21 protein-coding genes and 1 pseudogene are annotated in these 22455 nt (G+C 64.3%); 6 read left to right on the forward strand and 16 right to left on the reverse strand.

Features of this window, described 5'->3' with window-relative positions:
• Positions 1–112: 112 nt before the first annotated feature.
• From asd to AACL56_RS10275, 12 genes are all read right to left on the reverse strand, one after another.
• Complete coding sequence (asd, locus tag AACL56_RS10220) at positions 113–1282, reverse strand: aspartate-semialdehyde dehydrogenase (protein ID WP_339089734.1); 1170 nt, start codon at positions 1280–1282, stop codon at positions 113–115.
• Positions 1283–1370: 88 nt separating this feature from the next.
• Entirely contained in the window at positions 1371–2459 is a 1089-nt protein-coding gene (gene leuB / locus AACL56_RS10225) for a 3-isopropylmalate dehydrogenase (protein ID WP_339089735.1), read from the reverse strand.
• Positions 2460–2494: 35 nt separating this feature from the next.
• Complete coding sequence (leuD, locus tag AACL56_RS10230) at positions 2495–3151, reverse strand: 3-isopropylmalate dehydratase small subunit (RefSeq protein WP_339089736.1); 657 nt, start codon at positions 3149–3151, stop codon at positions 2495–2497.
• 17 nt (positions 3152–3168) lie between these two features.
• Entirely contained in the window at positions 3169–4590 is a 1422-nt protein-coding gene (leuC, locus tag AACL56_RS10235) for a 3-isopropylmalate dehydratase large subunit (RefSeq protein ID WP_339089737.1), read from the reverse strand.
• Between the two features lie 58 nt (positions 4591–4648).
• Complete coding sequence (locus AACL56_RS10240; RefSeq protein ID WP_339089738.1) at positions 4649–5593, reverse strand: LysR substrate-binding domain-containing protein; 945 nt, start codon at positions 5591–5593, stop codon at positions 4649–4651.
• A 176-nt stretch (positions 5594–5769) separates the two neighbouring features.
• Positions 5770–7080 (reverse strand): citrate synthase, encoded by a 1311-nt coding sequence (gene gltA / locus AACL56_RS10245; protein WP_339089739.1) that lies wholly within the window; start codon positions 7078–7080, stop codon positions 5770–5772.
• 24 nt (positions 7081–7104) lie between these two features.
• A complete protein-coding gene (locus AACL56_RS10250) occupies positions 7105–7419 on the reverse strand; it encodes a succinate dehydrogenase assembly factor 2 (RefSeq protein WP_339089740.1) in 315 nt (104 codons plus the stop codon).
• Positions 7420–7447: 28 nt separating this feature from the next.
• A complete protein-coding gene (locus AACL56_RS10255; RefSeq protein ID WP_237679245.1) occupies positions 7448–8149 on the reverse strand; it encodes a succinate dehydrogenase iron-sulfur subunit in 702 nt (233 codons plus the stop codon).
• A gap of 48 nt (positions 8150–8197) precedes the next feature.
• Positions 8198–10006: a succinate dehydrogenase flavoprotein subunit gene (sdhA, locus tag AACL56_RS10260; RefSeq protein WP_339089741.1), complete on the reverse strand. Its 1809-nt coding sequence runs from the start codon at positions 10004–10006 to the stop codon at positions 8198–8200.
• Between the two features lie 15 nt (positions 10007–10021).
• Complete coding sequence (sdhD, locus tag AACL56_RS10265) at positions 10022–10387, reverse strand: succinate dehydrogenase, hydrophobic membrane anchor protein (protein ID WP_081270660.1); 366 nt, start codon at positions 10385–10387, stop codon at positions 10022–10024.
• A gap of 14 nt (positions 10388–10401) precedes the next feature.
• Entirely contained in the window at positions 10402–10845 is a 444-nt protein-coding gene (gene sdhC, locus AACL56_RS10270; RefSeq protein ID WP_339089742.1) for a succinate dehydrogenase, cytochrome b556 subunit, read from the reverse strand.
• 233 nt (positions 10846–11078) lie between these two features.
• Positions 11079–11837 carry a GntR family transcriptional regulator gene (locus tag AACL56_RS10275; protein WP_339089743.1) on the reverse strand — a complete coding sequence of 253 codons (759 nt, stop codon included), beginning with the start codon at positions 11835–11837 and terminating at the stop codon, positions 11079–11081.
• 179 nt (positions 11838–12016) lie between these two features.
• Here AACL56_RS10275 and AACL56_RS10280 point away from each other — a divergent pair, with 179 nt between their 5' ends.
• The 5 genes from AACL56_RS10280 (at position 12017) to AACL56_RS10300 (ending at position 18064) form a co-directional block, all read left to right on the forward strand.
• On the forward strand, positions 12017–13003 hold the full coding sequence (locus AACL56_RS10280) for a malate dehydrogenase (protein WP_042578072.1): 987 nt from the start codon (positions 12017–12019) through the stop codon (positions 13001–13003).
• A 14-nt stretch (positions 13004–13017) separates the two neighbouring features.
• A complete protein-coding gene (gene tam, locus AACL56_RS10285; RefSeq protein WP_339089744.1) occupies positions 13018–13797 on the forward strand; it encodes a trans-aconitate 2-methyltransferase in 780 nt (259 codons plus the stop codon).
• Entirely contained in the window at positions 13794–14792 is a 999-nt protein-coding gene (locus tag AACL56_RS10290) for an HpcH/HpaI aldolase/citrate lyase family protein (protein ID WP_339089745.1), read from the forward strand. Before tam ends, AACL56_RS10290 begins: the two co-directional genes overlap by 4 nt.
• Before the next feature lie 34 nt (positions 14793–14826).
• Positions 14827–15399: a hypothetical protein gene (locus tag AACL56_RS10295; RefSeq protein WP_339089746.1), complete on the forward strand. Its 573-nt coding sequence runs from the start codon at positions 14827–14829 to the stop codon at positions 15397–15399.
• Positions 15400–15478: 79 nt separating this feature from the next.
• Complete coding sequence (locus tag AACL56_RS10300; RefSeq protein WP_339089747.1) at positions 15479–18064, forward strand: bifunctional aconitate hydratase 2/2-methylisocitrate dehydratase; 2586 nt, start codon at positions 15479–15481, stop codon at positions 18062–18064.
• A 40-nt stretch (positions 18065–18104) separates the two neighbouring features.
• Here AACL56_RS10300 and AACL56_RS10305 read toward each other — a convergent pair.
• The 3 genes from AACL56_RS10305 to AACL56_RS10315 form a co-directional block, all read right to left on the reverse strand.
• Positions 18105–19375 (reverse strand): IS3 family transposase gene (locus AACL56_RS10305; RefSeq protein WP_339088234.1). Its coding sequence is split into 2 segments (ribosomal slippage): positions 18105–19013 and positions 19016–19375, totalling 1269 coding nucleotides; the frame shifts between segments, so codons are not numbered across the junction.
• A gap of 119 nt (positions 19376–19494) precedes the next feature.
• Complete coding sequence (locus tag AACL56_RS10310) at positions 19495–20355, reverse strand: hypothetical protein (protein ID WP_339089748.1); 861 nt, start codon at positions 20353–20355, stop codon at positions 19495–19497.
• 53 nt (positions 20356–20408) lie between these two features.
• Positions 20409–21545 (reverse strand): DUF2827 domain-containing protein, encoded by a 1137-nt coding sequence (locus AACL56_RS10315; RefSeq protein WP_339089749.1) that lies wholly within the window; start codon positions 21543–21545, stop codon positions 20409–20411.
• Positions 21546–22033: 488 nt separating this feature from the next.
• Here AACL56_RS10315 and AACL56_RS34320 point away from each other — a divergent pair.
• Positions 22034–22114: pseudogene (locus tag AACL56_RS34320) on the forward strand (ESPR domain-containing protein); the annotation flags it as partial.
• 152 nt (positions 22115–22266) lie between these two features.
• Here the strand turns inward: AACL56_RS34320 and AACL56_RS10325 are convergent.
• Positions 22267–22416 (reverse strand): hypothetical protein, encoded by a 150-nt coding sequence (locus AACL56_RS10325; RefSeq protein WP_339092956.1) that lies wholly within the window; start codon positions 22414–22416, stop codon positions 22267–22269.
• Between the last annotated feature and the right edge of the window lie 39 nt (positions 22417–22455).

Genomic DNA, 22455 nt, shown 5'->3' on the forward strand with positions numbered 1-22455 from the left:
GGCACTGACAAGGCAATGCGCTTGTTCTACCCAGTGCGCGCATACTTACGAACACATCTACTGTTGCCATACGGCAACAATTCTTGTTTCAAAAGGCCCTGAGCTGCCCGCATCAGGCCTCGAGCAGGATACGCAGCATGCGGCGCAGCGGTTCGGCAGCACCCCACAGCAGTTGGTCGCCGATCGTAAAGGCGCCCACGTACTCCGGGCCCATCGCGAGCTTGCGGATGCGGCCGACCGGGATGTTCATGGTGCCCGTCACGGCCACCGGCGTCAGATCCTTCACTGTGGCTTCGCGCGTGTTCGGCACGACCTTCGCCCAGGGGTTGTCCGCAGCGATCAATGCCTCGATGTCGGCCAGCGGCACGTTCTTCTTGAGCTTGAACGTCAGGGCCTGGCTATGGCAGCGCATGGCGCCGATGCGCACGCAGAAGCCGTCGACGGGCGTTGCAGCGGTGCCGAAGCCCGCGCCCTGGCCGAGGATCTTGTTCGTTTCGGCGCCGCCCTTCCACTCTTCCTTCGACATGCCCCATTCGGCATCGTCCTGGCTCTTGCCCAGGCCGAGGTCCTTGTCGATCCAGGGAATCAGCGAGCCGCCGAGCGGTGCGCCGAAGTTGGCGGTCTCGGCCGGGCTGAGGTTCTGCTGCTTGTGCAGCACCTTGCGGTCGATCTCGAGGATGGCCGACTTCGGGTCGTCGAGCAGGGCGCGCACTTCGGCGTTGAGGGTGCCGAACTGGGTCAGCAATTCGCGCATGTGCTGGGCACCGCCGCCCGAGGCCGCCTGGTAGGTCATGCTGGTCATCCACTCGACCAGGCCGGCCTTGTAGAGGGCACCCACGCCCATGAGCATGCAGCTCACGGTGCAGTTGCCGCCGATCCAGTTCTTGCCGCCCTTGGCGAGCGCGTTCTCGATCACCGGCAGGTTGACCGGGTCGAGCACGATGATCGCGTCGTCCTTCATGCGCAGGGTGGAGGCGGCATCGATCCAGTGGCCGTTCCAGCCTGCGGCGCGCAGCTTGGGAAATACCTCGCTGGTGTAGTCGCCGCCCTGGCAGGTGATGACGATGTCGCACTTCTTCAGTGCCTCGATGTCGTTCGCATCCTTCAGCGTGGTCTCGTTCTTGGCCATTGCCGGGGCCTTGCCGCCGGCGTTGGAAGTCGAGAAGAAGATCGGTTCGATGAGACCGAAGTCGCCTTCAGCCTGCATGCGGTCCATCAGGACCGAGCCGACCATGCCACGCCAGCCTACGAGGCCGACCAGAGGTTGAGATGCGTTCGCCATTTCAGTTTGCCCTTATGAAAAAAGAAAGTTGTCTTTTTTTGCCCCCGACTCGTCGAGCCGGGGAGGGGCGTGACGAAGCGGGCTGCGGTTAGCCGGTAATCGTCTTTTTGGTGATTGCTGCAACGACCGCGTCGCCCATTTCGCGGGTGCCGACGCGCTTCGTGCCTTCCGACCAGATGTCGCCCGTGCGCAGGCCGGAGGCCAGCACGTGCTTCACCGCCGACTCGATACGGTCGGCAGCCTCGGGTTGGTTGAGTGAGAAGCGGAGCATCATGGCAGCGGACAGGATTGTAGCCAAAGGATTGGCAACCCCTTTGCCAGCAATGTCGGGTGCACTGCCGTGGCTGGGCTCGTACAGGCCCTGGTTGCTCGAATTGAGCGACGCCGAGGGCAGCATGCCGATGGAGCCGGTGAGCATCGCGGCCTCGTCGGAGAGGATGTCGCCGAACATGTTGCCGGTGACCACCACGTCGAACTTCTTCGGTGCCTTGACGAGCTGCATGGCCGCGTTGTCGACGTACATGTGGTCGAGCTCGACGTCCGGATAGTCCTTGTGCACCTCGGTCACGACGTCCTTCCAGAACTGGAAGGTCTCGAGCACGTTGGCCTTGTCCACGCTGGTCACGCGCTTGCTGCGCTTGCGTGCAGCCTCGAAGGCCACGCGGGCGATGCGTTCGATCTCGGGGCGCGAGTAACGCATCGTGTCGTAGGCCTCCTCGGCGCCCGGGAAGTGCCCGTCGGCCGCGGTGCGCCGTCCGCGCGGCTGGCCGAAGTAGATGTCGCCGGTCAGTTCGCGGATGATGAGGATGTCCAGGCCCGCGATCAGCTCGGGCTTCAGGCTCGATGCGTCCACCAGCTGCTCGTAGCAGATGGCCGGGCGGAAGTTGGCGAACAGGCCCAGGTTCTTGCGCAGCCCCAGGATGGCCTGCTCGGGCCGCAGCGGACGGTCGAGCTTGTCGTATTTCCAGTCGCCGACCGCACCGAACAGCACGGCGTCCGACTCCTTGGCGAGCTTGAGGGTCGATTCGGGCAGCGGGTGGCCGTGGGCCTCGTAGGCGGCGCCACCGACGAGTGCCGATTCCATCTCGAACTTCAGGTCGAGCACGTCGAGCACCTTGACGGCTTCCGCCACGATTTCGGTGCCGATGCCGTCACCCGGGAGAACTGCGATTTTCATTTTTTCGTCTGTTGAGGAGATGAAAGGAGCGACGCTCAGGCGTTGGCCAGCATCGTATGCGCGAGCCACGGCTTCTGTGCCAGGCGTTCGGCCTCGAAGGCCTTGATCTTGTCCTTGTGGCGCAGCGTGAGGCCGATGTCGTCCAGGCCGTTGAGCAGGCAGTACTTGCGGAACGCCTGCACGTCGAACGCGAGTTCGCCGCCATCGGGTTTCACCACCACCTGGCGCTCCAGGTCGATGGTGAGCGTGTAGCCGGGAAACGCGAAGGTCTCGTCGAACAGCTGTGCCACCTGCGACTCGGGAAGCACAATCGGCAGCAGGCCGTTCTTGAAGCTGTTGTTGAAGAAGATGTCGGCGTAGCTCGGCGCGATGATGGCGCGGAAGCCGTACTGGTCGAGCGCCCACGGCGCGTGCTCGCGCGACGAGCCGCAGCCGAAGTTCTTGCGCGACAGCAGGATCGAGGCGCCCGCATAGCGCGGCTGGTTCAGCACGAAGTCGGGGTTGGGCTTGCGGCTGGCCGGGTCCTGGCCCGGAAAGCCGGCGTCGAGGTAGCGCCATTCGTCGAACAGGTTCACGCCGAAGCCGGTGCGCTTGATCGACTTGAGGAACTGCTTCGGGATGATCGCGTCGGTGTCGACGTTCTCGCGGTCCATCGGAGCCACGAGGCCCTTGTGCACGGTGAATTTCTGCATATCGGTCTCTCTGGGGTTCAGGCGAAGGTGCGCACGTCGACGAAGTGTCCGTGCACGGCGGCGGCAGCGGCCATGGCCGGGCTCACGAGGTGGGTGCGGCCACCGGCGCCCTGGCGGCCTTCGAAGTTGCGGTTGCTGGTCGATGCGCAGCGCTCACCGGGCTCGAGCCGGTCGGCGTTCATCGCCAGGCACATCGAGCAACCCGGCTCGCGCCATTCAAAACCAGCGGCCTTGAAGATCAGGTCGAGCCCTTCGCGCTCGGCCTGTTCCTTCACCACACCCGAGCCGGGCACGACCATTGCGAGCTTCACGTTCTTCGCGACCTTCTGGCCGAGCTTCTTCACCACGGCCGCGGCTTCGCGCATGTCTTCGATGCGGCTGTTGGTGCACGAGCCGATGAACACCTTGTCGATGAAGATGTCGTTCATGGCCTTGTTGGGCTCCAGGCCCATGTAGACCAGCGCGCGCTCGATGGCGCCGCGCTTGCTGGCGTCCTTTTCCTTGTCGGGATCGGGCACGCGGCCGTTGATCTCGACCACCATCTCGGGCGACGTGCCCCAGGTCACCTGCGGCTGGATCTGCGTGGCATCGAGTTCGACCACCGCGTCGAACGTGGCGCCAGCGTCGGACTGCAGCGTGCGCCAGTAGCCCACGGCCTGGTCCCATTCCACGCCGGTGGGCGCCAGCGGCCGGCCCTTGACGTAGGCGATGGTCTTTTCGTCGACCGCCACCAGCCCGGCGCGCGCGCCGGCCTCGATGGCCATGTTGCAGACCGTCATGCGGCCTTCCATGCTCAGGTCGCGAATGGCCGAGCCCGCGAACTCGATGGTGTAGCCCGTGCCGCCGGCCGTGCCGATCTTGCCGATGATGGCCAGCACGATGTCCTTGGCCGTGCAGCCCAGCGGCAGCTTGCCCTCGACCTTCACCAGCATGTTCTTCGCCTTCTTGCCCAGCAGCGTCTGGGTGGCCATCACGTGCTCGACCTCGCTGGTGCCGATGCCGTGCGCCAGCGCGCCGAACGCGCCGTGCGTGGAGGTGTGCGAGTCGCCGCACACCACGGTCATGCCCGGCAGCGTCGCGCCCGACTCCGGCCCGATCACGTGCACGATGCCCTGGCGCTTGCTCAGGAACGGGAAGAAAGCGGCGGCGCCGAACTCGGCGATGTTGTGGTCCAGCGTGGTGACCTGCTCCTTGCTGGTCGGGTCGGCGATGCCCTCGTAGCCGCGCTCCCAGCCGGTGGTGGGCGTGTTGTGGTCCGCGGTGGCCACCACCGAGCTGATGCGCCACAGCTTGCGGCCGGCTTCGCGCAGGCCTTCGAAGGCCTGCGGGCTGGTCACTTCGTGCACCAGGTGGCGGTCGATGTAGAGGATCGCGGTGCCGTCTTCCTCGGTATGGACGACGTGTTCGTCCCAGATCTTGTCGTAGAGCGTGCGTGCCATGTCGGTCTCTTCTTTCGTGGGGAAATGGATTGTCTTGTGGGTGCGGGCGTGGCGCGGTTCAGGCCGCCAGTTGCTCGGCGGGATCTGCGGCCGCGTGCAGGTGGTTCACCAGCGTGCGCGCCGCCACCGGCAGCGTGGAGAAGTCGCGCGCGACCAGGCGGATCTCACGGGCGGCCCAGGCGTTGTCGAGCGCCACGCTCGCGAGGCGGCGGCCGATGCCGTTCTGCATCAGTTCGAACGCGCGCTGCGGCATCACGCCGATGCCCAGGCCGTTCTCGATCATCCGGCACATCGCGTCCAGCCCCGTCACGTGGATGCGCAGCTTGACGCTGCGCCCGGCAGTCAGCGCCGCTTCGTGCATCGCGACGTAGATCGAGCTGTTGGTGTGCAGGCCGACGTGGTCGAAATCGAGGGAGTCGGCAAAGTCGATGCTGCCCTTGGCCGCCAGCGCATGCCCCGTGGGCACGATCAGTGCGAGGCGGTCGTGGCGGTACGACAGGCTCTGCAGTTCGCCCGCGCCACCGGCCACATGGCACACGCCGAGATCGGCTGCGCCTTCCTGCACCGCGCGGATCACCTCGCTGCTCAGATGCTCTTCGAGGTCGATCTTGATGGCCTCGTGGGCGCGCGTGAAGACGCCCAGGTCTTCCGGCAGGAACTGCACGATGGCCGAGATGTTGGCGTGCACCCGCACGTGGCCGCGTACGCCGTCTGCGTATTCGCTGAGTTCGCCCTGCATCTTCTCGAGGCTGTAGAGCACCGAGCGTGCATGGTGAAGCAGGCTTTCGCCGGCGGGCGTGAGGTCGACACCGCGCGCATGGCGGTAGAGCAGGGTGGTGCCGAGGGTCGCCTCGAGGTCCGACAGCCGCTTGCTGATGGCCGACGCCGCAATGAATTCACGCTCCGCCGCGCGCCCGATGCTGCCGAGTTCGCAGACGGCCACGAACAACTGCAGCGACGTGAGGTCGATGCGGCGGGCAAAGTTGCGTTCAGACGTGCTCATTGGGCGTGGGGCATCGCGTTTGGCGATGAGATGGCTATTTTCCTCTCGTTCTTCAAGTGTTGCCATCGCGATATGCGATGGCAACGCTGCCGGGCCGAGAAGAGGGGCATGCCGAACGGGCAATAAAAAAGCTGCCCGGAGGCAGCTTTTTGAGGAGGCGTCGATTGTCGAATCGATCAGCGAGCCGAGATCGGCTTCACGTCGCGCTTCGGCGAACCTTCGAACAGCTGGCGCGGGCGGCCGATCTTGTACTCGGGGTCGCCGATCATTTCGTTCAGCTGGGCGATCCAGCCGACCGTGCGGGCCAGCGCGAAGATCGCGGTGAACAGCGGCACCGGGATGCCGATGGCGCGCTGCACGATGCCGGAGTAGAAGTCCACGTTCGGGTACAGCTTGCGCGACACGAAGTATTCGTCTTCCAGGGCGATCTTCTCGAGTTCCTTGGCGAGCTTGAACAGCGGGTCGTTTTCCAGGCCCAGCTCGGTCAGCACTTCGTTGCAGGTTTCCTGCATCAGCTTGGCGCGCGGGTCGTAGTTCTTGTACACGCGGTGGCCGAAGCCCATCAGCTTGACGTTCGAGTTCTTGTCCTTGACCTTCTTGATGAACTCGCCGATCTTCTCCACGCCACCTTCCTTCTGGATGTCGTAGAGCATGTTGAGCGCCGCTTCGTTGGCGCCGCCATGGGCGGGGCCCCAGAGGCAGGCCACGCCGGCCGCGATGGCTGCGAACGGGTTCGTGCCCGACGAACCGCACAGGCGCACGGTCGAGGTCGAGGCGTTCTGCTCGTGGTCTGCGTGCAGGATGAAGATGCGGTCGAGCGCGCGTTCGAGCACCGGGTTCACCTTGTACTCTTCGCACGGCGTGGCGAACATCATGTGCAGGAAGTTGCCTGCATAGCTGAGTTCGTTCTTCGGGTACATGTACGGCTGGCCGATCGTGTACTTGTAGGCCATGGCCACGAGCGTGGGCATCTTCGCGATCAGGCGGATCGCGGCGATCTCGCGGTGCTCGGGATTGTTGATGTCCGTGCTGTCGTGATAGAAGGCCGACAGGGCGCCCACGAGGCCGGTCATGATGGCCATCGGGTGAGCATCGCGACGGAAGCCGCGCAGGAAGAACTGCATCTGCTCGTTCACCATGGTGTGGTTCGTCACGACCTTGGTGAAGTTTTCCTTCTTGGCCTGGTCCGGCAGTTCACCGTACAGCAGCAGGTGGCAGGTCTCGAGGAAGTCGCAGTTGGTGGCGAGCTGCTCGATGGGGTAGCCGCGGTACAGCAGCTCGCCCTTGTCGCCGTCGATGTACGTGATGGCCGACTGGCAGGCGGCGGTCGACATGAAGCCCGGGTCATAGGTGAACATGCCGGTCTGCGCATACAGCTTGCGGATGTCGATCACGTCGGGGCCCACGGTGCCCTTGTAGATCGGCAGATCGACGCTGTCGCCGCCGTTGCTGAACGACAGCGTGGCCTTGGTATCGGATGCTTTCATTTCGGTTTACTTTCAGAGGTGGATTCAGGACGAAGGAGAGATCGAGGGGCGCTGGGCGCCGTCGGTGCGCATCAGCTGCAGCAAAGCGACCACCTCGGCGCCGGCCCATTCGGGCTCGGGCTCCTTTCTGCGCAGAAGGAGGTCGAGGAGGTCGTTGTCCGACAGGTCCATCAATGTCTCCATCGCTCCCGCTTGACCCACGGTCATGCGGGCTTCGTGCCGCTCGAAGAAGCGGGCAATGAAGAGGTCGTTCTCGAGCAGGCCGCGCCGGCAACGCCACTTGAGCTTGCTCAGCGCACGTTCGCTGAGCAGCTGGTCGGAGTCGGCGGCGGGTTGCATGGTGGAGTCTCGGAGATGAACCAGGGGATTAGATGGCGCGGCGCACCATCAATTCCTTGATCTTGCCGATGGCCTTGGTCGGATTGAGGCTCTTCGGGCAAACGTCCACGCAGTTCATGATCGTGTGGCAGCGGAACAGGCGGTACGGGTCTTCCAGGTTGTCCAGGCGCTCGGCGGTGGCTTCGTCGCGGCTGTCGGCGATGAAGCGGTAGGCCTGCAGCAGGCCGGCCGGACCGACGAACTTGTCGGGATTCCACCAGAAGCTCGGGCAGCTCGTGGAGCAACTCGCGCAAAGAATGCACTCGTACAGGCCGTTGAGCTCTTCGCGTTCCTCGGGCGACTGGAGGCGCTCCTTCTCGGGCGGCACATTGTCGTTCTGCAGGTACGGCTTGATCGAGTTGTACTGCTTGAAGAACTGCGTCATGTCCACGATCAGGTCGCGGATGACGGGCAGGCCCGGCAGCGGCTTGAGCACGACGGTGCCCTTGAGCGTGTTCATGTTGGTCAGGCAGGCCAGACCGTTCTTGCCGTTGATGTTCATCGCGTCGGAGCCGCAGACGCCTTCGCGGCACGAGCGGCGGAACGACAGCGTGGGATCCTGCGCCTTGAGCTTCATGAGAGCGTCGAGCAGCATGCGTTCGTGGCCGTCGAGTTCGATCTCGACCGTCTGCATGTAGGGCTTGGCGTCCTTGTCCGGGTCGTAGCGGTAGATCTGGAATGTGCGCTTCATCGTAGTGACCTTGTGAATGCTTTTACTTGGCTGACTGTGAGCCGTGACTTAGAACGTGCGGACCTTCGGCGGAACCGAAGCGACGGTGAGCGGCTGCAGCTTGACGGGCTTGTACGAGAGGCGGTTGTCCGCGCTATACCAGAGCGTGTGCTTCATCCAGTTGGCGTCGTCGCGGCCGAGCGGTGCGACGGGGTCGTCCGCCGGGCGTTCGTAGTCTTCCACCGTGTGGGCGCCGCGGCATTCCTTGCGGGCCGCTGCGGAAACCATGGTGGCCTGCGCCACTTCGATCAGGTTGTCGACTTCCAGCGCCTCGATGCGCGCGGTGTTGAACACCTTCGACTTGTCCTTCAGGCCGATGGCCTTGACGCGCTCGCGCACGGCGGCGATCTTGACCACGCCTTCGTCCATCGAGGCCTGCTTGCGGAACACGGCGGCATGCTGCTGCATGACGGCGCGGATCTCGCCGGCCACGTCCTGCGCGTACTCGCCGCCGGTGGTGGCTTCGAGGCGGTTCAGCCGCTCCAGCGTGCGGTCGGCCGCGTCATTGGGAAGGGGCTTGTGTTCCTTGAGCTTGTCGTTGAACTCGACGATGTGGTTGCCGGCTGCACGACCGAACACCAGCAGGTCGAGCAGCGAGTTCGTGCCCAGGCGGTTGGCGCCGTGCACGCTCACGCAGGAGCACTCGCCCACGGCGTAGAGACCGTTGACCACGGCGCTGTTCTCTTCGCCCTTCTGCACCACGACCTGACCGTGGATGTTGGTCGGGATGCCGCCCATCTGGTAGTGGATCGTCGGCACCACGGGGATCGGTTCCTTGGTGATGTCGACGTTGGCGAAGTTGACGCCGATCTCGTACACCGACGGCAGGCGCTTGTGGATGGTGTCTGCGCCCAGGTGGTCGAGCTTGAGCAGCACGTAGTCCTTGTTAGGACCACAGCCGCGGCCTTCCTTGATTTCCTGGTCCATCGAGCGCGAGACGAAGTCGCGCGGCGCCAGGTCTTTCAGCGTGGGCGCATAGCGCTCCATGAAGCGTTCGCCGTTGCTGTTCAGCAGGATCGCGCCTTCGCCGCGGCAGCCTTCGGTCAGCAGCACGCCGGCACCGGCCACGCCGGTCGGGTGGAACTGCCAGAACTCCATGTCCTGCAGCGGGATGCCCGAACGCGCCGCCATGCCGAGGCCGTCGCCGGTGTTGATGAATGCGTTGGTGGAGGCCTGGAAGATGCGGCCGGCGCCACCGGTGGCCAGCAGGACGGTCTTGGCCTGCAGGATGTGCAGGTCGCCGGTTTCCATTTCGAGTGCGGTCACGCCGACCACGTCGCCTTCGTCGTCACGGATGAGGTCGAGCGCCATCCATTCGACGAAGAACTGGGTGCGGGCCTCGACGTTCTTCTGGTAGAGCGTGTGCAGCATCGCGTGGCCGGTACGGTCGGCCGCGGCGCAGGCGCGCTGCACCGGCTTCTCGCCGTAGTTGGCCGTGTGGCCGCCGAACGGGCGCTGGTAGATGGTGCCGTCGGGGTTGCGGTCGAAGGGCATGCCGAAGTGCTCGAGCTCGTACACGACCTTCGGGGCTTCGCGGCACATGAACTCGATCGCGTCCTGGTCGCCGAGCCAGTCGGAGCCCTTGATCGTGTCGTAGAAGTGGTAGTGCCAGTTGTCCTCGCTCATGTTGCCGAGCGATGCGCCCACGCCGCCCTGTGCGGCGACAGTGTGCGAACGGGTCGGGAACACCTTGGAGAGCACGGCCACATTGAGGCCGGCACGTGCGAGTTGCAGCGAGGCGCGCATGCCGGAGCCGCCGGCACCGACGATCACGACGTCGAACTTGCGCTTGGTGATTTTTTCTTTTGTGTAGGTCATGGTGGGGACTTCAGGTCAGATCTTCCAAAGCACTTGAATGGCCCAACCCGCACAACCGACAAGCCAGACGATGGTGAAAATTTGCAGCACGAGACGGATGGCGACGGGCTGGACGTAGTCCATCCAGACGTCGCGCATGCCGACCCACACGTGATAGAGCAGGGCGACGATCACGGAGAACGTCAGCACCTTCATCCACTGCGCCGCGAAGATGCCGGCCCACAGGTCGTAGCCGATGGGGCCGCGGGTGAAGATCAGCTGCGCGAGCAGGACGATCGTGAAGAGGGCCATCAGGCCGCCGGTGATGCGCTGGCTGAGCCAGTCGCGAAGACCGTAGTGAGCGCCGACGACGATGCGCTTGGAGCCGTAGTTCACAGACATGGGTTGGCTCCTTCTCAGTACAGGCCGAACAACTTGGCGCCGAGCACCAGGGTGAGCGCGATGCTCAGGACCAGCGTCACCACGGCGGAGCTGTGACCGAACTCCTTGGTGACGGCGGCGTGGCTCACGTCCATCCACAGATGGCGCAGGCCGGCGATGAAGTGGTGCAGGTAAGCCCAGATGAGTGCGAGCGCGACCAGCTTGAAGAACCAGCCCGGAACGAAGCCGATACCGACGTTGAATGCGCCCTTGAATCGAGCGAACGAATAGTCGGACGACAGCGACGTGTCGAACATCCAGATGATGAACGGCAGCAGCAGGAACATCAGCACGCCGCTGACGCGATGCAGGATCGACACCAGGCCTGCCGGCGGAAGCCGGTAGGTCGTGAGGTCGGTGAAGGCATTGATGTTGCGGAATTCGCGACGTGGCCGGGGAGGAGTTGCAAGCTCTGTCATTGGGGGATTGCTTTCGTGGCTTTGTGACTTGTTGGCTTGTTCTGAGAGCGAACGCTTTTGTTTCTTATGCGGAAGTGCAAACAACGCAAAATTCTATTGCAATGCACCATCGCGCAGCGGATGCGGATAAGTCGACGCACCTTTGCAGTCGGATGCTATTGACTTCGTAGCGCGAAGCGCGCGGCAGACGTGCACATCGGGGCACTGCAATTTGTTTTTCGGATGCATCGCGATCAGCCCAGCTGGTTCCTGTAGTGGTGCGTGTCGGTGCGATACAGGCCGCGTCGCAACTCCATCGGCGTGTCATGGTAGGTGTGCGCGACGCGTTCCACACTCAGCAGGGGCATCTGGCTCGGCACGTCGAGCAGCAGCGCCTGTTCGGCGTCGGGCAGCACGGCGCGGATCTTTTCCTCTGCGCGCACCATGCGGACGCCGAATTCGGTTTCGAACAGGGCGTACATCGGGCCGGGCCAGGCACGCAGCCGCTCCGCGGTGAGGCCTTTGAATGGTGTGCCCGGAAGCCAGAGGTCTTCGAGGATCGTCGGCACGCCGGCATAGGCGAGCACGCGCCGCACCTGAAGCACCGCGTCGCCGGTGCGCAGGCCGAGCGCGCGCGCCACGTCGGCCGAGGCGCGCAGGCGCTTGCAGTCGACGATGGTCCGCACCGCGGGCCCTTCGGTGCTCAGGTCGCCGGCGTCGGGCACGAGCTTCAGGAAGCGGTACTGCACGTGCTGTTCTGCGTGCGTGGCAACGAACGTGCCCTTGCCCTGGCGCCGCACCACGAGGTTCTCGGCCGAGAGCTCGTCGATGGCCTTGCGCACCGTACCCTGGCTCACGCGGTAGCGCACGGCCAGGTCCATCTCGCTCGGGATGGGCTCGCCAGGCTTCCATTCGCCGGCCTGCAGGCTCTGCAGGATCAGGGTCTTGATCTGCTGGTAGAGCGGACTGAAGGACGGCGTCGGGGGCTCGTCGAGGTTGTGGGGCGTGTTCATGGCAGCGGTGGGGTGCGCCGTGGCGGACCCCGAGAGGATATCTTATATAAGACATAAGACGGGCCTCATCGAATCGGCTTAAAATGCCGCGGTCTCGCAGCGGGGCGGCATCTGCCCCGCGAAACCCCTGGCGCCCCACGAGAGCGCCGCACCGTTTCATCACCTTCTGGAGTCTTCCCATGAGCAAAAAGCCCGTCCGCGTTGCCGTTACCGGTGCCGCCGGTCAAATCGGTTACGCCCTGTTGTTCCGTATCGCATCCGGTGAAATGCTCGGCAAAGACCAGCCGGTCATCCTCCAGCTGCTCGAAATCCCCGACGAGAAGGCCCAGAAGGCGCTGAAGGGCGTGATGATGGAACTCGACGACTGCGCGTTCCCGCTGCTGGCCGGCATGGAAGCCCACGGCGACCCGATGACCGCCTTCAAGGATGCCGACTACGCCCTCCTGGTCGGCTCGCGCCCCCGCGGCCCGGGCATGGAACGTGCCGAACTGCTGGCCGTCAACGGCGCCATCTTCACGGCGCAAGGCAAGGCCCTCAACGCCGTTGCCAGCCGCAACGTCAAGGTGCTGGTGGTCGGCAACCCCGCCAACACCAATGCCTACATCGCCATGAAGAGCGCGCCCGACCTGCCGCGCAAGAACTTCACCGCCATGCTGCGCCTGGACCACAACCGCGCCGCCAGCCAGATCGCCGCCAAGACTGGCAAGGCTGTGGCCGACATCGAGAAGCTCACCGTGTGGGGCAACCACTCGCCCACGATGTACGCCGACTACCGTTTCGCCACCATCAATGGCGAAAGCGTCGCCAAGATGATCAACGACCAGGAATGGAACGCCAACACGTTCCTGCCCACCGTCGGCAAGCGCGGCGCGGCCATCATCGAAGCACGCGGCCTGTCGTCGGCTGCCTCGGCCGCCAACGCCGCCATCGACCACATGCGCGACTGGGCCCTGGGCACCAACGGCAAGTGGGTCACCATGGGCATCCCGTCGGACGGCCAGTACGGCATTCCGAAGGACGTGATGTTCGGCTTCCCGGTCACCTGCGAAAACGGTGAATACAAGCTGGTCGAAGGCCTCGAGATCGACGCATTCAGCCAGGAGCGCATCAACAAGACGCTCGAAGAGCTCGAAGGCGAACGCGCCGGCGTCGCTCACCTGCTGTAAGGCTGGCCCGCAGCATGCTCGACTGGAACCCCGCGCTCTATCGTCGCTACGAGGACGAGCGCACACGACCCGCGCAGGAACTCCTGGCGCGGGTGCCATTGGCCGAAGCCGACCGCGTGGTCGACCTCGGTTGTGGGCCGGGCAACTCCACCGAGCTGCTGGTCAACCGGTTCCAGAAGGCGCAGGCCCTCGGGACCGACAACTCCGAAGCCATGCTGGTCAGCGCGCGCGAGCGCCTGCCCGGCGCGCGCTTCGAGTTGAGCGACATCGCGACCTGGGCGCCGCAAGACCAAGCGCCCGACCTCATCTACGCCAATGCGTCCCTGCAATGGGTGCCTGATCACGAGACGCTGATCCCGCGCCTGTTCGACGCGCTGGCCCCGGGTGGCGTGCTTGCCATCCAGATGCCGGACAACCGCCAGGAGCCCACGCACCGCCTGATGCGCGCGCTCGCCGCCGAAGCGCCCTGGGCCGAGCCCATCGGCGATGCCGACCGGCTGCGCACCAAGCTGCTGCCGCTCGGCGGCTACTACGACCTCTTGGCACCGCATGCGGCCAACGTCGATGTCTGGCACACGATCTACCAGCACCGCATGGCCGACGCTGCGTCCATCGTCGAATGGGTGCGCGGCACGGGCCTGAAGCCTTTTGTCGACCGGCTGTCGCCCGACCTGCAGGCGAGCTACCTCGCCGAATACGAACGCCGTGTGAACGAGGCCTATCCGGCGCGCACCGATGGCAAGCGGCTGCTCGCGTTCCCGCGCATGTTCATCGTGGCGCAGAAGAAGGCATGACCCGAGCTGTTCATCCGGGTGAAGTGCTGCTCGGCGCGCAGGCCGGCGGCGTGACGCTGCCGGTGTGCGATCACTACAGCGGCGTCGAGGCGCGCATGAAAAAGAGCCTCGCGCTCCAGGCCGAGATGGCCGAGGAGTTCGGCGCCTGCGTGTTCGACGTCACCCTCGACTGCGAAGACGGCGCCCCCGTGGGCGGCGAAGCCGAGCACGCGGCGCTCGTCACCGAGCTGGCGTTGGCTGCGCGGCCCGGCATGCGTGTGGGCGTGCGCGTGCACCCGGTCGACCATCCGGCCTTCGCGGGCGACGTGATCACCATCGCCGGCCGTGCTGCCGCACGCCTCAGCCATTTGATGGTGCCCAAGGTCGAGTCGGTGGCCGACGTCCAGCAGGCCGTGGCTGCTCTCGATGCGGCCGACGCCGCTGCGCTGCCGCTGCATGTGCTGATCGAATCGCCGCTGGCTGTCCACAACGCCTTCGACATCGCCGCGCATCCGCGCGTGCAGTCGCTGAGTTTCGGCCTCATGGACTTCGTCTCGGCCCACGCCGGCGCCATTCCGGCCGACGGCATGGGTGCGGAAGGGCAGTTCAGCCACCCGCTGGTGGTACGCGCCAAGCTGGCCATCGCCTCGGCCGCGCATGCCTACGGCAAGGTGCCGTCGCATTGCGTGGTCACCGAGTTCAATGACGCCGATGCGATGCGCATGGCCGCCCGCAAGGCGGCCTCCGAGTTCGGCTACACGCGCATGTGGAGCATCCACCCGAACCAGATCCGCCCCATCCTCGAAGCCTTCGCGCCCGACGAGGCCCAGATTCAAATTGCCACAAAAATCCTTGTAAAGGCGGCAGCCGCGGATTGGGCTCCGACACAAATTGATGGCACATTGCACGACCGCGCGAGCTACCGCCATTTCTGGCAGGTTCTGACGCGCGCCCACGCAACAGGGCGCACGTTGCCACCCGAGGCGAAAGCCTGGTTTGCATTCGCGGCCTCCTGAAACCACCCGAATCCAGTCTCAAGGAAACCCACACATGAAGAAAATTGCCCTGATCGCTGCCGTTGCCCTGGCACTGCCGTTCGCCGCAGTGGCGCAAACCGCCGCGGCACCCGCCAAGCCGGCGGCCAAGCCCGCTGCAGCAAAGGCCGAGGCCAAGAAGGCTCCGCCCAAGCGCCAGGTCACGCGCAAGGCCGCGAAGGCCGTCGAGGAGGTCACGCCCATCAACACCGACACCGACGTGACGCTGACCGACGCCGACCTGGCCGTGGCACAGCGCGTTTCCATCGGCAAGGCCCAGTGCGAACTCGGCGCCGACGTGACCGTCACGCCCGACGAGAAGAAGCCCGGCTTCTTCACCGTCAGCACCAAGGGCCAGAAGTACCGCATGCACCCGGTCGAAAGCCGTACCGGTGCGATCCGCCTCGAAGACCCGCGTGCCGGCGCCATGTGGCTCCAGCTCGGCAACAAATCGATGCTGATGAACCAGAAGGCCGGCCTGCGCATTGCAGACGAATGCCAGACCGACGCGCAGATCGCGTTTGCCGCAGAAATGAAGAAGAACCCGCCCAAGGCCCTGTTCGAGGGTGCCGACGGCGAAAAGAAGTAAGCGTATCGAGCGCGGGTGCGGCGCGGCTCTTGCTTGACCGCGCCGTACGCCCGCGAGCCCAGTTTCCGGAGAAAAAAAGATGTTGCAAGCCTACGTTGACCATGTTGCCGAACGCGCCGCGCTCGGTATTCCGCCGCTGCCATTGAGCGCGAAGCAGACCTCTGAAGCGATCGAGCTCCTCAAGAGCGCGAACGCCAAGGATGGCGCCTTCCTGCTCGACCTGCTCACCCATCGCGTGCCCGCCGGCGTCGACGACGCCGCCAAGGTCAAGGCGAGCTACCTCGCGGCCGTGGCCCACGGCACCGAGAAGAGCGAGTTTCTGTCGCGCGCCCGCGCCACCGAGCTGCTCGGCACCATGCTCGGCGGCTACAACATCAGCCCCCTGATCGATTTGCTCGATGACGCCGAAGTCGGCGCCGTGGCGGCCGAGGGCCTCAAGAAAACCCTGCTGATGTTCGACCAGTTCCACGACGTCAAGGAAAAGGCCGACAAGGGCAACGCCAACGCCAAGGGCGTTCTGCAGAGCTGGGCCGATGCCGAGTGGTTCACCAGCCGTCCCGAAGTGCCGCAGAGCATCACCGTCAGCATCTTCAAGGTGGCTGGCGAAATCAACACCGACGACCTGTCGCCCGCACCCGATGCGACGACCCGTCCCGACATCCCGATGCACGCCCTGGCGATGCACAAGAACGCACGTCCCGGCATCGTGCCGGAAGAAGACGGCAAGCGCGGCCCGGTGAAGTTCATCGAAGACCTGCGCGCGCGCGGCCACCTCGTGGCCTACGCGGGCGACGTGGTCGGCACGGGCTCGTCGCGCAAGAGCGCCACCAACTCGGTCCTGTGGTTCACCGGCGAAGACATTCCCTTCGTGCCGAACAAGCGCTTCGGCGGCGTGTGCCTCGGCGGCAAGATCGCTCCCATCTTCTACAACACGATGGAAGACTCGGGCGCGTTGCCCATCGAACTCGATGTCACGCAGATGGAAATGGGCGACGTGGTCGAGCTGCGTCCCTATGAAGGCAAGGCACTAAAGGATGGCAAGGTCATTGCCGAGTTCCAGGTCAAGAGCGAAGTGCTGTTCGACGAAGTGCGCGCCGGCGGCCGCATTCCGCTGATCATCGGCCGCGGCCTCACGGCCAAGGCGCGCGAAGCGCTGGGCCTGCCCGTGTCGACGCTTTTCCGCCTGCCGCAAAGCCCGGTCGACACCAAGAAGGGTTTCTCGCTGGCACAGAAGATGGTCGGCCGCGCCTGCGGCCTGCCGGAAGGCCAGGGCGTTCGCCCCGGCACGTACTGCGAACCCAAGATGACCTCGGTCGGCTCGCAGGACACCACCGGTCCGATGACCCGCGACGAGCTGAAGGACCTGGCCTGCCTGGGTTTCTCGGCCGACCTCGTCATGCAGTCGTTCTGCCACACGGCGGCGTACCCCAAGAAGGTCGACGTCAAGATGCACCACGAACTCCCCGAGTTCATGGCCAACCGCGGCGGCGTCTCGCTGCGTCCGGGTGACGGCGTGATCCACAGCTGGCTCAACCGCCTGCTGACGCCCGACACCGTGGGCACGGGCGGCGACAGCCACACCCGTTTCCCCATCGGCATCAGCTTCCCCGCGGGCTCCGGTCTCGTGGCCTTCGCGGCCGCCACCGGCGTGATGCCGCTGGACATGCCCGAATCGGTGCTCGTGCGCTTCAAGGGCAAGATGCAGCCCGGCGTCACGCTGCGCGACCTGGTCAACGCCATTCCGCTGTACGCCATCAAGGCCGGCCTGCTGACCGTGGCCAAGCAAGGCAAGAAGAACATCTTCTCGGGTCGCATCCTCGAGATCGAAGGCTTGCCCGACCTGAAGGTGGAACAGGCTTTCGAGCTGAGCGACGCCTCGGCCGAGCGCTCGGCGGCCGGCTGCACCGTGCACCTGAACAAGGAGCCGATCGCCGAGTACATCAACAGCAACATCACGCTGATGAAGTGGATGATTGCCGAAGGCTACGCCGACGCTCGCACGCTGCAACGCCGCATCGCCGCGCAGGAAGCCTGGCTGGCCGACCAGCAACTGCTCAAGGGCGACGACGACGCGGAATACGCGGCCGTCATCGAGATCGACCTGGCCGAGATCCACGAACCCATCGTGGCCTGCCCGAATGACCCCGACGACGTGAAGACGCTGAGCGACGTGGCCGGTGCCGCCATCGACGAAGTGTTCATCGGTTCGTGCATGACCAATATCGGCCACTTCCGCGCGGCTTCCAAGCTGCTCGAAGGCAAGCGCGACATCCCGGTCAAGCTGTGGATCGCACCGCCGACCAAGATGGACGCGCAGCAGCTCACCGAGGAAGGCCACTACGGCGTGTTCGGCAACGCGGGTGCCCGCACCGAAATGCCGGGCTGCTCGCTGTGCATGGGCAACCAGGCCCAGGTGCGCGAAGGCGCCACGGTGATGTCGACCAGCACGCGGAACTTCCCGAACCGCCTGGGTAAGAACACCAACGTGTACCTCGGCTCGGCAGAGCTGGCCGCGATCTGCTCGCGCCTCGGCCGCATCCCGACCAAGGAAGAGTACATGGCCTCCACCGGTGTGCTCGAGGCGTCCAGCTCGCAGATCTATCAGTACCTGAACTTCGACAAGATCGAGGATTACAAGGGCGTGGCGGATACGGTCGGCGCCTGATCGCTTTCGCTGCTTGACCCGTCCTGCCATAGGTTGACACCTATGAAGGACACACAGCCGGCTTGATCCAGCCGGCAACAGACGCCCGATGAACCTCATCGGGCGTTTTCAATTTTAGGGACAGGTGCGGTCTCTCTTGGTTGTAGATCTGCACGGCCTGCTGGACCATCCGGCTGGCCTGGGTCAGATCGGCAGGCCGGTGCAGCAGGAACTCCATCTTCAAGATCCCGTTGACGCGCTCGGCCAGCGCGTTCTGATAGCAGTCGTAGCCGTCCGTCATCGAGCAGGCGATGCCGTGGCGGCGGTGGATTTCCTGATAGTCGTTCGAGCAGTACTGGATGCCCCTGTCCGAGTGATGCACCAGCATTTGCCCAGTCTTGCGGCCCTTGAGCGCCACCTTCAGCGCCCGGCTGACCTGCTCGGTGTGCAGGCTGTCGTGCACGTGATGGCCCACGATCTTGCGCGACCACGCATCCGTCACCAGGCTGAGATAGACGAATCCTTGATCGGTCGGCAGGTAGGTGATGTCAGCCACCCAGACCTGCTCGCTGCCGGTGGGGCGCACCTGATCCGGCCCCTGCTTGAGCAGGTTGGGATGACGGCGCAACCGGTGATGGCTGTCGGTGGTCTTGTGATACGCCCGCCTGGGCTGAACCAGCATGTGGGCCTCGCGCAGCACGTCCAGCAACGCATCGCGCCCCAGGCTCGCGTTGGCCTGGTGCAGCGGCTGCTTGAGAAGATGGTGCAGCTTGCGCGCGCCCAGCCGCGGCTGGCGCAGGCGCACGGAACGCACAAGCTCGATCACTGTGTCAGAACGGGCACGGCATTGCTGCTGGTGCTGCAGTTGTTGGTAGTAAGCCTGGCGGCTGACGCCCCAATGGCGGCAAGCCCTCAACACGCTCAGCCCCGGGACGAGCTTTTGCGAGAGGACTTGCCCGAAGGCTTTTTTACGACACGCACCCCATAGTCCTTCTTCAGGACATCGAGCACGGCCTCGAACAACTGAGCCTTCTCATTGGCCTCGCGAAGCTGGACTTCGAGAGCCTTGATCCTCTGCTCAGGAGTCAGCGGCGCAGCGGATGGCGATGCGGAATTCTTGATCGGTACTGGCATGGGAAGCCGACATGATGCCGAACCCCAGCTCTGGCGGCCATGCTTGCGCAGCCACACCAACACCGTCGAGCGACCCTGGATGCCGTAGCGCTCCTGGGCCTGCTTGTACGTGAGCTCGCCTTTTTCTACCTGATCGACCACCGACAGCTTAAAAGCCAGCGTGTAGTCGCTCTGCGTGCGTTTGATGCCTGATTCCATTGACTTGCCTTTTCTGAGAGGAAAAGGTGTCAACCCAGGTCAGGACGGGTCAGCTCCAATGAAAAAGCCCCGCTCGGCGGGGCTTTTTCTTGGGCGGAGCAGCGGAGTGCGCGCCGCGCTCAGAGCGGCGGCTGGTTGGCCTGCAAGTACTCCCGGCCTGCCAGAACCATCGCCGCGCCGGCCGGACCGCCGACTGCATGCGGCAGGGATGTCTGCAGCGAGGTCGCGAAGTCGCCTCGGTAGAGCTTGGAGCCCTGGTGCGTCAGGTTCGAATTGGCATCGACGTAGATCGACTCGCCCAGCCCCGACCAGAGTCGGCAGAAGCCGTAGTCCTCGGAGAGGTAGCGGCGCGTCTGCGGATCTACCATGACGTCGAAGAAGCGGTAGTGCAGGCCGAGGTCGGCCTCGCCGATGCTGTCGGGCATGTACCTGAGATCGGGGTAGCTTGCCATGAGCCGTTCGAACACGGCGCGCTTGATCGCCATGAAGCCGGTCGGCGCTTCGTTCATCTTCATGAATCCGTCGGACTGCACCTCGAGCTCGACCCGCGAGGTGGTCTCGGAAGCCTTGGCGTTCACGGTGTAGCGGGTGAAGGTGGACTCGAACTGCTGCTGCGTCGTGCCTTCGGCCACGCCGCCGTCGGGCCAGTTCTCGCGCTTGAGTGGGTACACGCCTGCCGCCACGTCGTAATCCGACAGCAACAGCCGGAAGGCCGCCTGGGCAGAGAAGCCGATGTCGGCGTCAATCCAGAACAGGTGCGTCCACTGCGGATTGGCGAGGAACTGGGCCACGCAGTTGTTCCGTGCGCGCGTCACCAGGCTCTCGCCCTGGTGCGTGAGTACCTGCAGCCGCATGCCGGCGCGCTCGGCCTGGACGGTGAAGTTCAGCATCGAGGTGAGGTAGTTCAGGAAGACCTTGCCGTCGTGGCTCGGTGTGACGATCACGGGAAAGATCTGCCGGAGTTCGGATGGGTCGAGCATGTCAGGTTCCGTTTGCTTGTCGTTGTCGTTGTCGCTGTCTGTGACCGTCGAGCCTATCGGGCGGGGCGCCGCATCAGCCCCAGCAGCAGGTTGTCGTAGACCTCCGTGGCCGCGGCGTGGCCGGGGAGGTAGCGGTCGATCAGGCTGCGCTGGCGTTCGCGGTACGCGGTGGCCTGCGCGTCGTGGGTGTCGATGGCTTCGATCACGCGGGTGCTGGCCCCGGCCACGTCGTTGCCCTGGTAGTAGTAGCCGAGGTCTGCGCACAGGTGAGCGTTGTGCACCAGCGGATAGCCCTGCCAGCAAGTTTCCAGGTAGAAGTAGTTGAGCGGGTTCTCCCACTGGTGCGAGATCACGATGTCGGTGTTCTGCGCGAGGAAAACCGGCGTTTCGTGCCGGCCCAGGAAGACCGCCTTGTGCTGGCGGATCAGGTCGAGCTGGTTCATCAACGTGATGAACTCCATGCTCTCCTTCGCCAGCCGCTCGGCATTGTTGACCTGCAGCAACGCGATGGCTTCGGGCCGTGAGCGGTAGGCCAGCTCGGCGATCAGCACAGGATAGAGGCAGAACTTCACCACGTTGATGTTCGGCTCCATCACGCTGAGCCGCCTCGGACCAACCTTCGGCTGATAGACGCCGGCAGCAGGCAAGCCGCGCGTGCGCTCGTCCAGGAACACCGGGCTCCAGACGAAAGGCACGGGGCGCGCATCGGCCCGGCGCAGCACTTCGAAGTACGGCTGGCTGATGTTGACCACCTGCGGAACCATCCAGATGTCGTCGTAGCGCTGGTTCACGAAAAGGTTCTGGCCCCACAGCGGCTTGCTGAACAGCATCGACTCCATGGCGTGCACGTACTCGAAGCCGCAGCAGTACGACACCAGCCGCGCGCCGCGCCGCTTCAGGTAGTCGGTCTGCGCCGCGTCGATCTGACCCCCGAGTTCAATCAGCACGTCGACGTTGTCCTTGGCTGTGTCGAAGGTCACGGTGGGCCAGCGCGCCTGGTCCCAGGGCAGGGTCGGCGTGATCGGGACGGCCGTGGTGTTGACAAGTACCACCGAAGCCACCAACGGGCAGTGCTTCAGTGCTTCTGCCAGAAATATGGCGTTTTGCTTGATGCCATTGTTCCAAAGCGTTTCGGCCTCGTGATGGAGTCCGAGCGTAATTCCAATACGGAGCATGGACGTGTCAGGCATTGAATTGTTTCGCAAATGTTAATTGCCGGTGGAGGTGAGCGGAGTGAAAGGAGCATAAAGCCGGCATCGCTGGGGCGTGATTAATTTCGCCGCTCCATATAGGCTCGCGCAATTTTGACGTGGTTCCAAAGTTGTGTGCGATCTACCAGAAAGCTTCCAAAAATTGTCTTGAAGATAAAAATTGACAACAGTTGATTGCATTTGGTGCCTTGATGGTTCCGATTGAATGCCTGTTGCGCAGCATTGATGGCCTCTTTTAAAAATTCAAGAACACACGCTTTTAGATATTTTGTGAACTAAATCATCAAAGGTAATTTTGAATATTGTTGCGGTGCGCCAAAGAGAGAAGCAACTCCGTACATTCCAGCATTCCTGCAAATGAGCGATGCCAAGACTGGCGCTCTAGCGATGAAGCCGAACACGGTGAGCATCGCATTTCAGTCAATACGAACCGCGCTCGCCCACTCCCGCGAGCCGCCGAACAGCAAATGAACAAGTCCTACAGAAGCATCTGGAATGAAGCCCTTGGCGCCTGGGTGGCCGCTTCAGAAATCACTTCCGCCCGTGGCAAGAAGAGTAGTTCGGCGGCGGTCGTCTCTGGTGCCGTGCTGAGCGTCGCACTGGCGTCCATCGGCTTGATGGAGAGCGCGAACGCCTTCATCGTCGGACCGCCGAACGGCGCCTGCAGCACCGGCGCCAACACCGGTCCTGATGGCAAGGCCTACCCGGCGACGGCCGATCCGGTCGAAGGATCGGGCTCGTACTCGACGGTGATCGGCGGTTGCTCTGCCAACGCCGCCAACATGCTGGGCGCGACGCTGTTCGGGTCGTTCACGACGGCGCGCGGCAAGGGCTCAAGCATGTTCGGCATGGGGTCGACCGCCGGGCAGTACGCCTCGGCCTACGGCCT

Origin of the sequence: Variovorax paradoxus (genome assembly GCF_902712855.1) — a bacterium.
GTDB classification, from domain to species: Bacteria; Pseudomonadota; Gammaproteobacteria; order Burkholderiales; family Burkholderiaceae_C; genus Variovorax; species Variovorax paradoxus_Q.